Below are 13,923 nucleotides of genomic sequence, written 5' to 3' on the forward strand. Positions count from 1 at the left end.
TCAGTGGGACTCGCGGCCCACCCCGTCGCCGCTCGAACCGGTGAGGAAGTCCAGGTCGACGCCCCGGTCGGCCTGGAGCACGTGGTCCACGTACAACCGCTCCCAGCCGCGTACGGGCCGGGCGTGGCCGGTCATGACCGGCTCCCGGGCGGCCAGTTCGGCCTCCGGCAGGTCCACGTCGAGCCGCCTGGCCGCCACGTCGAGCACGATCGGGTCGCCGGTGCGCACCCTGGCGAGCGGCCCGCCGGCGGCGGCCTCGGGCGCGGCGTGCAGCACGACGGTGCCGTAGGCGGTGCCGCTCATGCGGGCGTCGCTGATGCGCACCATGTCGCGCACGCCCTTGGCCAGCAGCTTGGCGGGCAGCGGCAGGTTGCCCACCTCGGGCATGCCGGGGTAGCCGCGGGGACCGCAGCCGCGCAGCACGAGCACCGACGTCTCGTCCACGTCCAGGTCGGGCGAGTCGAGCCGGGCGTAGACGTCCTCGACGCTGTCGAACACGACGGCCCGGCCCCGGTGGCGCAGCAGTTCGGGCGAGGCGGCGGCGGGCTTGATGACGGCGCCGTCGGGGGCGAGGTTGCCGCGCAGCACGGCGATGCCGGCGTCGGGCAGCAGCGGCTCCGCGCGCCTCCTGATCACGGTCTCGTCCCAGATCTCGGCCCCGGCCAGGGAGCCGGTGAGCGGCTCGCCGGTGACGGTGATCGCGGACGGGTCGAGCAGGTCGGCGACCTCGTTCAGCACGGCGCGCAGGCCGCCCGCCCTGAACATGTCCTCCATCAGGTGCCGGCCGGCGGGCTGCAGGTCGACGAGGAGCGGGACACCGGAGCCGGTGCGGTCGAAGTCGTCGAGGTTCAGCTCGACGCCGAGCCGGCCGGCGATGGCGAGCAGGTGGACGACGGCGTTGGTGGAGCCGCCGACGGCGGCCAGGGTGACGATCGCGTTGAGGAACGAGGCGCGGGTCATCACGTGGCTGGGGCGGCGGCCCTCGCGCACCAGCTCGACGGCGAGGCGGCCGGTGTCGTGCGAGCGTTCCAGCAGCCTGCTGTCGGGGGCGGGGATTCCTGCGGTGCCGGGGATGGTCATGCCGAGCGCCTCGGCCATGCACGCCATGGTGGAGGCGGTGCCCATCGTGTTGCAGTGGCCGCGGCTGCGGATCATGGAGGACTCGGACTCCAGGAACGCCTCACGGGAGAGCGTCCCGGCGCGTACCTCCTCGCTGAGCCGCCACACGTCGGTGCCGCAGCCGAGCGGGACGCCGCGGAAGCGGCCGGTGAGCATGGGGCCGCCGGGCAGCACGACGGCGGGCAGGTCGACGGAGGCGGCGGCCATGAGCAGCGACGGGATGGTCTTGTCGCAGCCGCCGAGCAGCACCACGCCGTCGATCGGGTTGGCGCGCAGCATCTCCTCGGTGGCCATGGCGGCGAGGTTGCGCCAGAGCATGGCGGTGGGCCGGACGTTGGTCTCGCCGATGGAGAGCGCGGGCAGATTGAGGGGGACGCCGCCGGCCGCCCAGATGCCCTGTTTGACGCTGTCGGCGACCTCGTTGAGATGGGAGTTGCAGGGGGTCAGGTCGGAGGCGGTGTTGGCGATCGCGATGTGCGGCCGTTCGCCGTCGAAGGCGTCCCGGGGCAGTCCTCGGCGCATCCACGCGCGGTGGATGTACGAGTTCCTGTCATCGCCCGCGTACCAGTGCGAGCTGCGCAAAACCATAACGGCACCTTAGCCATCGAATCATGGCTAACGGTAGCAATCGTCTACGGAACGTGCCTTGTTCACCATGGCCATAACGGGGGCACTTGTCGGAGCATGGACGACATCGATGCCTATTGGCGTGCGGCCAACTACCTGTCGGTGGGCCAGATCTACCTGCTGGACAACCCACTCCTCACCGAGCCGTTGCGGCGCGAGCACGTCAAGCCGCGCCTGCTCGGCCACTGGGGCACCACCCCCGGGCTGAACTTCTGCTTCGCCCACCTGAACCGCGTCATCCGCGAGCGCGACCAGGACATGATCTACATCGCCGGACCCGGGCACGGGGGCCCCGCCGCCGTGGCGCACTCCTGGCTGGAGGGCTCGTACACCGAGCGCTACCCCGACGTCACGCAGGACGAGGACGGCATGCGCCGCCTGTTCCGGCAGTTCTCCTTCCCCGGCGGGATCCCCAGCCACGTGGCGCCGGAGACCCCCGGCTCAATCCACGAGGGCGGCGAGCTGGGGTACGCGCTCGCGCACGCGTACGGGGCCGCCTTCGACAACCCGGACCTGGTGGTGGCGTGCGTCATCGGCGACGGCGAGGCCGAGACGGGCCCGCTGGCGGCGAGCTGGCACTCCAACAAGTTCCTCAACCGGGAGCGCGACGGCGTGGTGCTGCCGATCCTCTCGCTGAACGGCTACAAGATCGCCAACCCGACGGTGCTCGCCCGCATCCCCGAGGACGAGCTGCTCAAGCTCATGGAGGGGTACGGCTACCGCCCGCACCTCGTGGGCCCGGACCACGAGGAGATGGCGCGCACCCTGGACGAGGCGTTCGAGCAGATCGCCGCGTACCGGGAGGGCGCCGAGAAGCGCCTGCCCATGATCATCCTGCGCACGCCGAAGGGCTGGACGGGCCCGAAGGTGGTCGACGGGCTGCCGGTGGAGGGCACCTGGCGCGCCCACCAGGTGCCGCTGTCGGCGGTGCACGACAACCCCGAGCACCTGGCGATGCTGGAGGAGTGGATGCGCTCCTACCGGCCCGACGAGCTGTTCGACTCCGGCGGGCGGCCGGTCCAGGGCATCCTGGACACGGTGCCGCGCGGCGAGCTCAGGATGAGCGCCAACCCGCACACCAACGGCGGCGAGCTGCTCACGCCGCTGCGGCTGCCGGACTTCCGCGCCCTCGCCGTCGAGGTCAAGGCCCCCGCCACCCAGTCGACCGAGCCGACCCGGGTGATGGGCAGGCTGCTGCGCGACGTCATCGAGCGCAACCCGCGCACGTTCCGGCTGATGGGCCCGGACGAGACCGCCTCGAACCGGCTCAGCGCGGTCTTCGAGGCGACCGACCGGACGTGGGAGGCCGGGCTGCTGCCCACCGACGAGCACCTGGGGCCGGCCGGGCGGGTCATGGAGGTGCTCAGCGAGCACCTGTGCCAGGGCTGGCTGGAGGGCTACCTGCTGACCGGCAGGCACGGCCTGTTCAACTGCTACGAGGCGTTCATCCACATCGTCGACGCGATGTTCAACCAGCACGCCAAGTGGCTGGAGTCGTCGCAGAAGATCCCGTGGCGGCGTCCGGTGGCGTCGCTGACGTATCTGCTGTCGTCGCACGTGTGGCGGCAGGACCACAACGGCTTCAGCCACCAGGACCCGGGCTTCCTGGACGTGGTGGTCAACAAGAAGGCATCGGTGGTGCGGGTGTACCTGCCGCCGGACGCGAACACGCTGCTGTCGGTCACGGACCACTGCCTGCGCTCACGCGACTACGTGAACGTGATCGTGGCGGGCAAGCAGCCGGTGCTGGACCTGTTCGGCATGGACGAGGCCATCGCGCACTGCACGCGCGGGCTGGGCATCCTGCCGTGGGCGTCCACGGACGCCGGCAGCGAGCCGGACGTGGTGCTGGCCTGCGCGGGCGACGTGCCGACGCTGGAGACGCTGGCCGCCGCCTCGATCCTGCGCGAGGAGATGCCGGAGCTGAAGGTCCGGGTCGTCAACGTGGTCGACCTGATGCGGCTGCAGCCGCCGTCGGAGCACCCGCACGGCATGCCGGACTCCGAGTTCGACACGCTGTTCACCACCGAACGGCCGATCATCTTCAACTTCCACGGCTACCCGACGCTGATCCACCAGCTCACCTACCGGCGCACCGGGCACGACAACCTGCACGTGCGCGGCTACAAGGAGGAGGGCACCACGACCACGCCCTTCGACATGTGCATGCTCAACGACATCGACCGCTTCCACCTGGTGATGGACGTGATCGACCGGGTGCCCGGCCTCGGCTCGAAGGCCGCCCACCTGCGCCAGCGCATGTCCGACGCCCGGCTGCAGGCCCGCGCCTACACCCGCATGTACGGCGAGGACGCCCCCGAGATCAGTTCGTGGACATGGCCGCACACATCCTCGTCCTGAACACGGGCTCTTCCTCCATCAAGTACGAGCTGATCGACGCCGAGTCGGGAGCCCGCCCCGCGCGCGGCGTCATCGAGCGGATCCACGAGGGCGAGGGCCTGCTGACCCACCATGCAGGCGACGCTCCCCCGTACCGGAGGAAGTGCGTCTACGCGGACCACGAGCAGGGCCTCGAAGCGGTGCTGGAGGCGTTCCGGACGGTGGGGCCGGAGCTGGACCCGGTGGCGGTCGGCCACCGGGTGGTGCACGGCGGTGAGCGGTTCGGCGAGGCGGTGCTGGTGGACGAGCCGGTGGTGGCCGCCATCGAGGAGCTGGCGCCGCTGGCTCCGCTGCACAACCGGGTGAACGTGACCGGCATCCGGGTGGCGCAGGCCGCCTTCCCCGGGGTGCCGCAGGTGGCGGTGTTCGACACGGCCTTCCACCGGTCGCTGCCGCCCGAGGCGTACACCTACGCGGTGCCGCGCGAGTGGCGCGAGCGGCTGGGCGTGCGCCGGTTCGGCTTCCACGGCACCTCGTGCGCGTACGTGTCCCGCAGGGCGGCCGCGTTCCTGGGCCGCGACCCCGCCGGAGTCAACCTGATCGTGCTGCACCTGGGCAACGGCGCCAGCGCCACCGCGGTCGAGGGAGGGCGCAGCGTCGACACCTCCATGGGCCTGACCCCGCTGGAGGGCCTGGTCATGGGCACCCGCTCGGGCGACGTCGACCCGGCGCTCTGCGCGTATCTGGGCCGGGTGGCCGGGTTCGACACGCAGGACGTGGAGGAGGCGCTCGGCCGCCACGGCGGCCTGCTCGCGCTCGCCGGCACCGGCGACATGCGCGAGGTGCGCCGGCGCGCGGCGGACGGCGACGGCGAGGCGCGGCTGGCGCTGGACGTCTACTGCCGGCGCATCCGCAAGTACGTGGGCGCGTACTACGCGGTGCTGGGCCGGGTGGACGCGATCGTGTTCACCGGCGGCGTCGGCGAGAACGACGCGGCGACGCGGGCCACGTCGCTGGCCGGGCTGGAGAGGTTCGGCGTCGCGGTGGACCCGGCGCGCAACGAGGCCGCGGGCGGCGGCGAGCGGGCGATCTCGCCGCCCGGGGCGGAGGTCGCGGTCCTGGTCATCCCCACCGACGAGGAGTGGGAGATCGCCCGTCAGGCGCTGGAGCTGATCTGAGGGAGGTCAGGAGGTGGCGGCCGTGCGCCGCACGGCCGCCACGATGTCGCTGTTGGGCAGCCCTTTGAGCAGATACTCGCGGACGCCGACGCGGCGCATCTCGTCGACGGAGCGGGAGTCGCCGTAGGCGGAGAACGCCATCACCCTGGTGGCGGGCGACAGCCGGCGGATCTCCCTCGCCGCCCACGCCCCGCCGCCGGGCATCCGCACGTCGAGGATGGCGACCGCGGGCAGGTGGCGGACCGCCAGCCGCACCGCCTCCCGGGCGTCGGCGGCCACGGCGACCACGTCCAGGTCGGGCTCGGCCGTCAGCACCTCGGTGAGCACCTCGCGGATCAGCGGCTGGTCGTCGCCGATCAGGACGGTGAGCCGGTCCGGCGCGGCGCTCATGACCGCCTCGGCCGCACCGCGGGCACCCAGAACTCCACCGTGGACCCCTCGCCGGGACTGCTGTGGAGCTGCCACCAGCCGCCGGAGATCTCGGCTCGCTCGCGCATCTCGATCAGCCCGAAATGCCCCATCCGGGAGGAGCCGTCGCCCTGATCGGCGAAGCCGACGCCGTCGTCACCGACCTTGACGTGCACGCCCTGGTCGGCGGAGGCGAGCGAGACCCGCACGGAGGAGGCGTGGGCGTGCTTGCGCACGTTGGTGAGGGCCTCCTGGCAGATCCGGAACACGGTGATCGCGGTCTCCGGCGGCGGCTCCTCGTCGAGGTCGGGGACGAAGTCGTAGGTGAGGCCCGCGGTGGAGACGACCTGCTCCAGGTAGCCGGACAGGGTGTCGACCAGGCCGCCGCTGTCGAGGCCCGGCGGGTGCAGGAAGAAGGCGAGGTTGCGCAGGCGGCCGACGGCGGCGTTGACCGTGTCGTTGAGGCGCAGCACGGCTTCGGCGTGGTCGCCCGGCAGCTGGGAGGCCAGCAGTTGCAGGCGCATGCCGACGGCCACCATCGACTGGATGGTGTCGTCGTGCACGTCCCAGGCGATGCGCCGCCGCTCCTTCTCCTGGGCCTGCACCAGGTGGGCGAGGAGCCTGCCGCGCTCGTCGAGCGCGCGCTCGGCGTTGCGGCGCTCGCTCATGTCGCGGGTCACCTTGCCGAACCCGCGCAGCCGGCCCTCGCCGTCGCGCAGGGCCGTGATCACCACGTTGGCCCAGAACCGGGTGCCGTCCTTGCGCACCCGCCAGCCCTCGTCCTCGAACCTGCCTTCGGCGGCGGCGGTCTCCAGGCCGCGGGCGGGTCTGCCCGCCGCGATGTCCTCCGGCGGGTAGAAGATCGAGAAGTGACGGCCGGTGACCTCGTCGGCCGCGTAGCCCTTGATGCGCTGGGCGCCGGAGTTCCAGCTCATGACACGGCCGCCCGGATCCAGCATGAAGATCGCGTAGTCGCCGAGGCTCTGCAGGAGGAGCTGAAGGTCGACGTGCTCGTGCTCGGGCATAGTGCAGCTTCGCACGGCGGTGTCCCTCTGAGGGACCCGCACCCCCTCAATCGGCGGTGGTGACAGCGGTGAGAGGGGCCGCGAGCTCACACCAGACCACCTTCCCGCCCTCCTGGAGCGAGGTGCCCCAGGCGATGCTCAGTTCTTCGACGACGTGCAGCCCCCAGCCGTCGGACGGGCCGGGGCTCCGCGGCCTGGGCAACGCGTCGCTGGAGTCGCCGACCTCGACGCGGATGTGGCCGAGACCGCCGGCGATGCGCAGCACGGGTGCCCCGGCGCCGTGCACGAGGGCGTTGGTGACCATCTCGGAGACGACGAGCAGCACGTCCTCGAAGCGGCCTCGATAGCCCCACGTCATCAGGGTGTCACGGGCGACCTGCCGGGCGACGGAGATGCTGCCCATCTCCTCCGCGAGGTGGTGCTCCACCATGTGCGAGTCGAGTCCCGTGCCCATGGTCCTACTTTCGGCCACCCGAAGCCCGGCCGCGAGACGCAACCGCGCCGACCTTTCTGGTGCTGGTGCGGAACGGGACTGGTGCAGGTGCATCAGTCGAGCAGGCCCTCACGCCGGGCGATGGCCACCGCCTCCAGCTTGGACCGGGCCCCGAGCTTCTCCAGCACCCGCTGGATGTGGTTGCGGGCGGTGTTGCGGGCGATGCCGAGCCGCTCGCTCAGCTGGTCGGTGCTCACTCCCTCGGCGAGCAGGTGGAGCGTCTCACGCTCCCGCCCGGTCAGCGCGCCCCGGCCCGCCCGCCCGCGGCCGGCGAGCTGGTCGAGCACGGCGGGCAGCAGGCCCGGCCCGAACGCCACCCCGCCCGAGGCCACCTCGATCACCGCCGACTCGAGCTCGCGCAGCCCCGACGACTTCACCACCAGGCCCGCGCCACCGGCCTCCACCACGCGCACGGCGATCGCCGGCGTCGCCTCGGCGGTCAGAACCAGCACGCGGGCGCCGGGGGCGGCCTGCGAGATGCGGCCGATGGCCGTGATGCCGTCGCCGTCGGGCAGCCGCCGGTCGAGCACCACCACGTCGGGCAGGTGGGCGCGGGCGTCGGCCACGGCGGCGGCCACCGATCGGGACCTGGCCACCACCTTGATGCCGGGGTCGTGGTCGAGCGCCATCGCGATCGCCTCGGCCACCATGTCGTGGTCCTCCACGAGCAGAAGTCGCACGGGGGCGGGCGGGTGCGGCCCCTGCGAGGGTGACACGGCAGCTCCCCTTTTACCTGCTCCCGACGATTGTCTTCTCCGCACACTACCGTTCACCTGCTATGTCGGTTCCTCTCGGTGCCGACACTATGGGTGGAGATTGGTAATGTTCTCCCGTTGTTTTCGGATCAAGATGGATGGGATACAGCCGTGGAGGTCGAGCAGACGGCGCTGCCGGGGATAGGGCTGCGCCATGAGTTCACCACCCATTCAGGCCGAAGAATCGGGGTGATCTCGCACCGCACGGGGCGGCGTGATCTCGTCATCTACAGCAAGGACGACCCCGACCGGGCCTGCGAAGCAGTCAAGCTCAACGACGAGGAGGCCGACGCGCTCGTCGAGCTGCTCGGCGCCCCGCGCATCGTCGCGCGGCTCAACCAGGCGCACGCCGAGGTCGAGGGCCTGGTCAGCCTCCAGCTGCCGATCCCGGCCACCTCCCCGTACGTGAACAGGCCGATGGGCGACGCGCGCGTGCGGACCCGGACGAACGCGTCGATCGTCGCGATCGTCCGCAACGGGCAGGTCTACGCCAGCCCCGGCCCCGACTTCGTGCTCCTTCCCGGCGACATCGTGGTCGTGGTGGGCAGCGCGGACAGCACGGCCGAAGTCGGCGACATATTGGCTGAAGGCTAGGGCCGGGTGCATCACACAGCGATACTCTTCCTCGAATTCGGGGCCGTTCTCCTCGGCCTGGGCGTGCTCGGAGCGCTGGCGCTGCGCGCCGGCATCTCCGCCATCCCCCTCTATCTGATCGCCGGGCTCGCCTTCGGCACCGGCGGCGTCCTTCCTCTGGCCACCAGCGAGGAGTTCATCTCCATCGGCGCGGAGATCGGCGTCGTCCTCCTGCTGCTGACGCTCGGCCTGGAGTACAACGCCGACGAGCTGGTCTCCAGTCTCAAGGGCAACGCCCGCGCCGGCATCGTCGACCTCGTGCTCAACGCCGCGCCCGGCGCGATCCTGGCGCTGCTGCTCGGCTGGGGGCCGGTGGCCGCCCTGGCGATGGCCGGCGTCACGTACGCGACCTCCTCCGGCATCACCGCCAAGGTGCTGAGCGACCTGGGCTGGATCGGCAACCGCGAGACACCGACCGTGCTGTCGCTGCTGGTGTTCGAAGACCTCACGATGGCCGTCTACCTGCCGATCCTGACCGCCACCCTGGCCGGGCTCAGCCTGCTCAGCGGGGCGATCGCGGTGGGCATCGCGCTGGCCACGGTGACCGTGGTGCTGCTGATCGCGCTGCGGTTCGGCAAGTGGATCGAGGCGTTCGTCTCCAGCCCCAACAACGAGGTGCTGCTGCTGAAGGTCGTCGGCCTGGCGCTGCTGGTGGCCGGCATCGCCCAGCAGCTCCAGGTGTCGGCGGCGGTCGGCGCCTTCCTCGTCGGGATCGCCCTGTCCGGCCAGCTCGCGCACGACGCGCAGGCGCTGCTCGCGCCGCTGCGCGACCTGTTCGCGGCGGTGTTCTTCGTCTTCTTCGGCCTGCAGACCGACCCGACGAAGATCCTCCCGGTGGCGGCTATCGCCGCCGCGCTGGCGCTGGTCAGCATGCTCACCAAGCTGGCGACGGGCATGTACGCGGCCAGGCGGGCCGGCATCTCCAAAGCGGGTCAGGCCCGGGCGGGCATCGCCCTGGTGCCGCGCGGTGAGTTCAACATCGTCATCGCGGGTCTCGCGGTGGCGGCCGGCGCCCACCCCGACCTGGGTCCGCTGGCGGCCGCGTACGTCCTGATCCTGGCCGCCTTCGGCCCGCTCGCGGCCAAGCTCGTCCAGCCTCTCTTCGAAGCCATCGCCAAGCGCGCCTGACCGGCCGCGCGCTCTTCCGTTTCTGTCGGTGGGGTGTGGGAGGTTTGCCTCCGATCATCGAAGGAGGCGGCTGACGGTGGAGTTCACGGACAACGCCGGCGGCGACCGCGTGGTCGTCGCCGGCGAGCGGGTGGAGGCGGGCGCGCGATGACGACACGCGTGACGGCCGACACCACGATCGGCCCCGACGAGTGGGACGACCGCGACCTCGACGGCGAGACCTTCCGGCGGGTGCGGTTCGTCGACCTCGACATGATGGAGATGGCCGACGACGGCACGACCTTCGAGGAGTGCACGTTCAGCAACGTCCGCTTCAACGTGTCGGTCCACGCCGACGCCGCCTTCGTCGCGTGCACGTTCGGGAGCTGCTCGTTCTTCGACGCCACGTTCAACGGCTGCAAGCTGACGGGCAGCACGTTCTCGGGGTGCACCTACGGGCTGCTCAAGGTCGACGGCGGCGACTGGTCGTTCACCTCGCTGGCGGGCGCCGACCTGCGGGGCAGCACCTTCGACGGGGTCCGCCTGCGCGAGGCCGACCTGTCGGGGGCCAATCTGACGGGCGCCACCCTGCGCCGCTGCGACCTCAGCGGCGCCGCGCTGCGCCGGGCCGACCTGACCTCGTGCGATCTGCGCGGCAGCGACCTGAGCACGCTCGACCCGTCGGCGGTCACCCTGCGCGACGCGACCGTCGACCCCCACCAGGCCACGGTCATCGTCACCGCCCTGGGTCTCCAGGTCCTCCCCTGATCCGGTGTCAGGGGCGGCCGTCGAGGCGGTCGATCCGGGTGCCGAAGACCCCGCCGGCCTCGGCGATGAAGTCGGCGGGGAAGCCGCGGGTGAAGGGCGCCGCCCGGGCGAGGCGGTCCATGGCCTCCTCGGGGAGGGTGACGTCCGCCGCGGCGAGGTTGTCGGCGAGCTGGCCGGGGGTGCTCGCGCCGACGATGGGGTGCACCACGCGCGAGCGGGCCCGGGTCCAGGCGATCGCCACCTGCGACGGCGTGACGCCCAGGTCGTCGGCCACGTCCATGACGGCTCTGGCCGCCGCGTGCTCGCGTTCCGTCACCGCCCCGGGCTCGATCCTGGTGGGGGTCTCGGGAGCGGGGCCGGCGGTGTACTTGCCGGACAGCACGCCTTGGGCGAGCGTCGCCCAGGCGGCCACCGTCAGCCCCGACTCCTCCGCCATCGGCAGCAGCTCGCGCTCGACGTCGCGCCACAGCAGGCTGTAGGGCACCTGCAGGCCGGCGAACGGCGTCCATCCGCGCCACTCCGCCAGCGTGTTGGCCCGGCTCACCACCCACGCCGGCGCATCCGATATCCCGACATAGAGCACTTTGCCTGCCCGTACCACGTCGTCGAGGGCCCGCATCGTCTCCTCCAGCGGCGTGTGCCGGTCCCAGATGTGCACCCAGAGCAGGTCCACATAGTCGGTGCGCAACCGCCGCAGGCTCCGCTCCAGGGAGAGCACGAGGTTCTTGCGGTGGTTGCCCGCCGCGTTGAGGTCGCCGGCGTCGCGGGTCAGGGTGTACTTGGTCGCCACCACGAACCGGTCCCGCCGCCCTTCCAGCACCTCGCCGACCACGCTCTCAGACTCGCCGTAGGCGGAGGCCGTGTCGACGACGTTGCCGCCCGCGTCCTCGTACAGGTCCATCATCGCGCGCACCCCGGGCGTCACCGCCCGCCACGTCATGGCGCCGAGGAACAGCTCCGACACCCTCAACCCGGTACGCCCGAGCAACCGGTACCTCATGGCCGTCTTCCCTTCACTCGTCATTCCGTACGGGGTCCACCATGGCGGGGCCGCCGGCCGGGGAGGGAGACCGGGCGGAGACTGGCCCTGACAGGGCCACGATGCGCGGGCGCCGTCCCGCCTAGACTGCCCTGCGTGAGCGGGAACGAGCTGGCCGCCTACCTGCGCGGCCTCCGGGAAGCGGTCAGACCGGGCGACGTCGGCCTGCCGGAGGGGCCGCGGCGCCGCACCCCCGGGCTGCGCCGGGCCGAGCTGGCGACGCTGGCGGGCATCAGCGTCGAGTACCTGACCCGGCTGGAGCAGGGCCGCGACCGCAACCCGTCCGCCCAGGTGCTGGGGGCGCTCGCCGACGTGCTCGGGCTGAGCTTCGAGCAGCGGCTGCACCTGCGCCACCTGGCCAAGATGGCCGGCGGCGACGCGCTGCTCTGCTCCGCCGCCGCGTCCTCGCCCGCGCGCACGGTGCGGCCCACGCTCCGTGCGCTGCTCGACCGGCTGGAGCCGGCCCCGGCCGTCCTGCTCAACCGGCTGGACGACGTGCTGGCGCACACCGCCGGCTACGCCCTGATGGTGGCGGCGCTGGGCGTCCTCGACGACGACCGGCCCAACCTGGCCCGCTACGTGTTCACCGACCCCCGGGCGCGGGCCGCCTTCCCCGAGTGGGGCGCGGTGGCCGCCGGGCGGGCCACCGCCCTGCGGCTGGCGGCCGCCATGGGTGACGGGCGGGCCGGACACCTCGTCGAGGAGCTGACGATCACGGCCGGTGCGGTGTTCACCGAGCTGCTCCACGCCCCGCCGGCGCCGCCCGCGACCCCTTACCGCGAGCGGCTGGCCCATCCGGGCGCGGGCGAGCTCCGGCTGGTCGTGGAGTCCCTCGATTTGGCGGACGCCGACCAGCGGCTCGTCGTCTACCTCCCCGCCGACGAGACCACGGCCGCGGCCCTGGACCACCTGACCGGCCGCCAGCCCGGCGCCCTCCACGCGGTCACCGCCTGACCCAGGGCGCCGCGGGGAGTGCGCGCGTGGTCAGGCGGGCGGGGCCAGGTGTCCGGCCGTGCGCCGGAGGGACGGGAGGGCCGCCAGGACGGTGGCGGCGCGGGCCTGGCGGGCGGCGGGGGTGTCCGCGCCCAGGTCGGAGAGCAGTTCGAGGAGGGCGTCCTCGGGGGCCGGCCGACCAGCCGCGGCGAGCTTGAGCAGGCAGCGCGCGTAGGTGGCCGCCAGCCAGAAGACCGCCTCCCGGTGCAGGCCGGCGTCGACGAGGGCGCGGCTGCCGCCGACGGCGATCGGCCGGGCGGCGGCGGTGATGTCGGAGTCGAAGCGGTAGGCGGGGGCGTCCACCCGCGCGGCCGTGTCGAAGAGCCGCTCCAGCCCGTCCAGATGGCGCCGGACCCGGCCCGGGGTCATGGTGGCGCAGCCGAGCAGGTCGAGGAGGTGCTCGTGGTGGTCGGCGAGGCCGCGCCCGTCGAGCAGCTCGCGGGTGGCCGCGTACCGGCGGCGGACGGTCGGATTGCGCAGCCCGGCGACCAGCAGGACGTGCGCCGTCACCCCGGTGCCGAACAGCCACGCGTTCACCTGGCCGGGCAGCGGCCCCGGCGAGCCGGCGCCGGCCAGCCGGGCGCGGACCGTCTCCAGGGCGTGGTCACAGCGGGCCAGCACCCAGCGCCGCCCGGCGAACCGGCGGGACACCTCGCGGCCGAGGTCCCTCAGCCGCCCGGTGGGGTCGGCCAGCACGCCGGGCCGGTGGAAGGCGCCGGCCAGGTGGTAGTCGCGCAGCACGGCCTCGGCCGACTCCACCCGGGTGGCGGGCAGGAACGACACGTCCAGGAGCGCTCCCCCGTACCGGACCTTGCGCCCGTGCCCGGCGGGCTCGTCGAGCACCACCATCACGTCCACGTCGGAGTGCGGCGGCAGCGCGGAGCCGGGCGGCGCCCACAGCGCCGAGCCGGTCAGGAACGCGCCGCCGAAGCCGGGCAGGCGGGCGCCCTCGTCGCGCACCCACCGTCGGGCCGTGTCCACGGCTTCCCCCACGCGCACGCCCGCCATCGTACGGGAGGTACGGCGCTCGCACCTGAGGGTAGGTTCGCGGCGGGCGGTCATGGGCAGCGAGTTGACATGAACGTGGCGGATCCCGAGCTGGAACGCCTGGTGTGCCAGGAGCTCAGAGACGCCGGATTCGCCGTGGCGCCGTCCCGCAAGCCGAGCGACGGCGGGCTCAGCGTGTGGTGCGACCCGGAGCGCGGCGTGGTGGTGCGCTGGAGCGTCCCGTCCGGTGACCCCTCCCGTCACGACACCATCCGCACGGCCGTCCGGCTCGCGTTACGCACGATCCTCGGCGCGGCCGGGTTCGAGGTGGCGGAGGTGGCCGGGCGGGCGGAGCTGGTGGTCACCGCGGCGGGCCGCCCGCCGCGTGAGGACGGCGCGAAGCCCGGGCTCACGACGCCATGACGCCGCGTCCTCCGTGGCGGGGCCGGCC

General features: G+C 72.8%; 14 protein-coding genes. 7 read left to right on the forward strand and 7 right to left on the reverse strand.

Going from position 1 to position 13,923, the window contains the following annotated elements:
* Complete coding sequence (locus ACIBF7_RS09890) at positions 1 to 1,707, reverse strand: IlvD/Edd family dehydratase (RefSeq protein ID WP_219544296.1); 1,707 nt, start codon at positions 1,705 to 1,707, stop codon at positions 1 to 3.
* 96 nt (positions 1,708 to 1,803) lie between these two features.
* Between ACIBF7_RS09890 and ACIBF7_RS09895 the strand changes: the two genes are divergently transcribed.
* Both ACIBF7_RS09895 and ACIBF7_RS09900 read left to right on the forward strand, forming a co-directional pair.
* Entirely contained in the window at positions 1,804 to 4,107 is a 2,304-nt protein-coding gene (locus ACIBF7_RS09895) for a phosphoketolase (RefSeq protein WP_219544295.1), read from the forward strand.
* Positions 4,083 to 5,264 (forward strand): acetate/propionate family kinase, encoded by a 1,182-nt coding sequence (locus tag ACIBF7_RS09900; protein ID WP_271276198.1) that lies wholly within the window; start codon positions 4,083 to 4,085, stop codon positions 5,262 to 5,264. The genes ACIBF7_RS09895 and ACIBF7_RS09900 overlap by 25 nt, the downstream gene beginning before the upstream one ends.
* A gap of 6 nt (positions 5,265 to 5,270) precedes the next feature.
* On the opposite strand, the gene ACIBF7_RS09905 is transcribed toward ACIBF7_RS09900, so the two are convergent.
* From ACIBF7_RS09905 to ACIBF7_RS09920, 4 genes are all read right to left on the reverse strand, one after another.
* Positions 5,271 to 5,654 carry a response regulator transcription factor gene (locus ACIBF7_RS09905; RefSeq protein ID WP_148032098.1) on the reverse strand — a complete coding sequence of 128 codons (384 nt, stop codon included), beginning with the start codon at positions 5,652 to 5,654 and terminating at the stop codon, positions 5,271 to 5,273.
* Entirely contained in the window at positions 5,651 to 6,712 is a 1,062-nt protein-coding gene (locus tag ACIBF7_RS09910) for a PAS domain-containing sensor histidine kinase (RefSeq protein ID WP_271279531.1), read from the reverse strand. Before ACIBF7_RS09910 ends, ACIBF7_RS09905 begins: the two co-directional genes overlap by 4 nt.
* Before the next feature lie 31 nt (positions 6,713 to 6,743).
* The gene (locus ACIBF7_RS09915; protein WP_271279530.1) at positions 6,744 to 7,151 is read right to left on the reverse strand and encodes an ATP-binding protein; all 408 of its coding nucleotides are present in this window, start codon (positions 7,149 to 7,151) and stop codon (positions 6,744 to 6,746) included.
* A 92-nt stretch (positions 7,152 to 7,243) separates the two neighbouring features.
* Complete coding sequence (locus ACIBF7_RS09920; RefSeq protein WP_271279529.1) at positions 7,244 to 7,906, reverse strand: response regulator; 663 nt, start codon at positions 7,904 to 7,906, stop codon at positions 7,244 to 7,246.
* 150 nt (positions 7,907 to 8,056) lie between these two features.
* On the opposite strand from ACIBF7_RS09920, the gene ACIBF7_RS09925 reads away from it, so the two are divergent.
* The 3 genes from ACIBF7_RS09925 (at position 8,057) to ACIBF7_RS09935 (ending at position 10,453) form a co-directional block, all read left to right on the forward strand.
* Positions 8,057 to 8,539, forward strand: a complete 483-nt coding sequence (locus tag ACIBF7_RS09925; RefSeq protein ID WP_148032100.1) for a cation:proton antiporter regulatory subunit — start codon at positions 8,057 to 8,059, stop codon at positions 8,537 to 8,539.
* Positions 8,540 to 8,545: 6 nt separating this feature from the next.
* On the forward strand, positions 8,546 to 9,706 hold the full coding sequence (locus tag ACIBF7_RS09930; RefSeq protein ID WP_148032101.1) for a cation:proton antiporter: 1,161 nt from the start codon (positions 8,546 to 8,548) through the stop codon (positions 9,704 to 9,706).
* A gap of 147 nt (positions 9,707 to 9,853) precedes the next feature.
* Positions 9,854 to 10,453: a pentapeptide repeat-containing protein gene (locus tag ACIBF7_RS09935; protein WP_364235242.1), complete on the forward strand. Its 600-nt coding sequence runs from the start codon at positions 9,854 to 9,856 to the stop codon at positions 10,451 to 10,453.
* A gap of 7 nt (positions 10,454 to 10,460) precedes the next feature.
* On the opposite strand, the gene ACIBF7_RS09940 is transcribed toward ACIBF7_RS09935, so the two are convergent.
* Positions 10,461 to 11,453: an aldo/keto reductase gene (locus ACIBF7_RS09940; protein WP_364235239.1), complete on the reverse strand. Its 993-nt coding sequence runs from the start codon at positions 11,451 to 11,453 to the stop codon at positions 10,461 to 10,463.
* A gap of 135 nt (positions 11,454 to 11,588) precedes the next feature.
* On the opposite strand from ACIBF7_RS09940, the gene ACIBF7_RS09945 reads away from it, so the two are divergent.
* Positions 11,589 to 12,446 carry a helix-turn-helix domain-containing protein gene (locus ACIBF7_RS09945; RefSeq protein ID WP_364235236.1) on the forward strand — a complete coding sequence of 286 codons (858 nt, stop codon included), beginning with the start codon at positions 11,589 to 11,591 and terminating at the stop codon, positions 12,444 to 12,446.
* Positions 12,447 to 12,476: 30 nt separating this feature from the next.
* Here ACIBF7_RS09945 and ACIBF7_RS09950 read toward each other — a convergent pair whose 3' ends face one another.
* Positions 12,477 to 13,484, reverse strand: coding sequence for a hypothetical protein (locus ACIBF7_RS09950; RefSeq protein ID WP_364235234.1), 1,008 nt, complete (start codon positions 13,482 to 13,484; stop codon positions 12,477 to 12,479).
* 78 nt (positions 13,485 to 13,562) lie between these two features.
* Between ACIBF7_RS09950 and ACIBF7_RS09955 the strand changes: the two genes are divergently transcribed.
* Positions 13,563 to 13,895 carry a hypothetical protein gene (locus ACIBF7_RS09955; protein WP_364235232.1) on the forward strand — a complete coding sequence of 111 codons (333 nt, stop codon included), beginning with the start codon at positions 13,563 to 13,565 and terminating at the stop codon, positions 13,893 to 13,895.
* Positions 13,896 to 13,923 lie beyond the last annotated feature (28 nt).

It is taken from the genome of Nonomuraea sp. NPDC050478, from assembly GCF_044458265.1.
GTDB classification, from domain to species: domain Bacteria; phylum Actinomycetota; class Actinomycetes; order Streptosporangiales; family Streptosporangiaceae; genus Nonomuraea; species Nonomuraea ferruginea.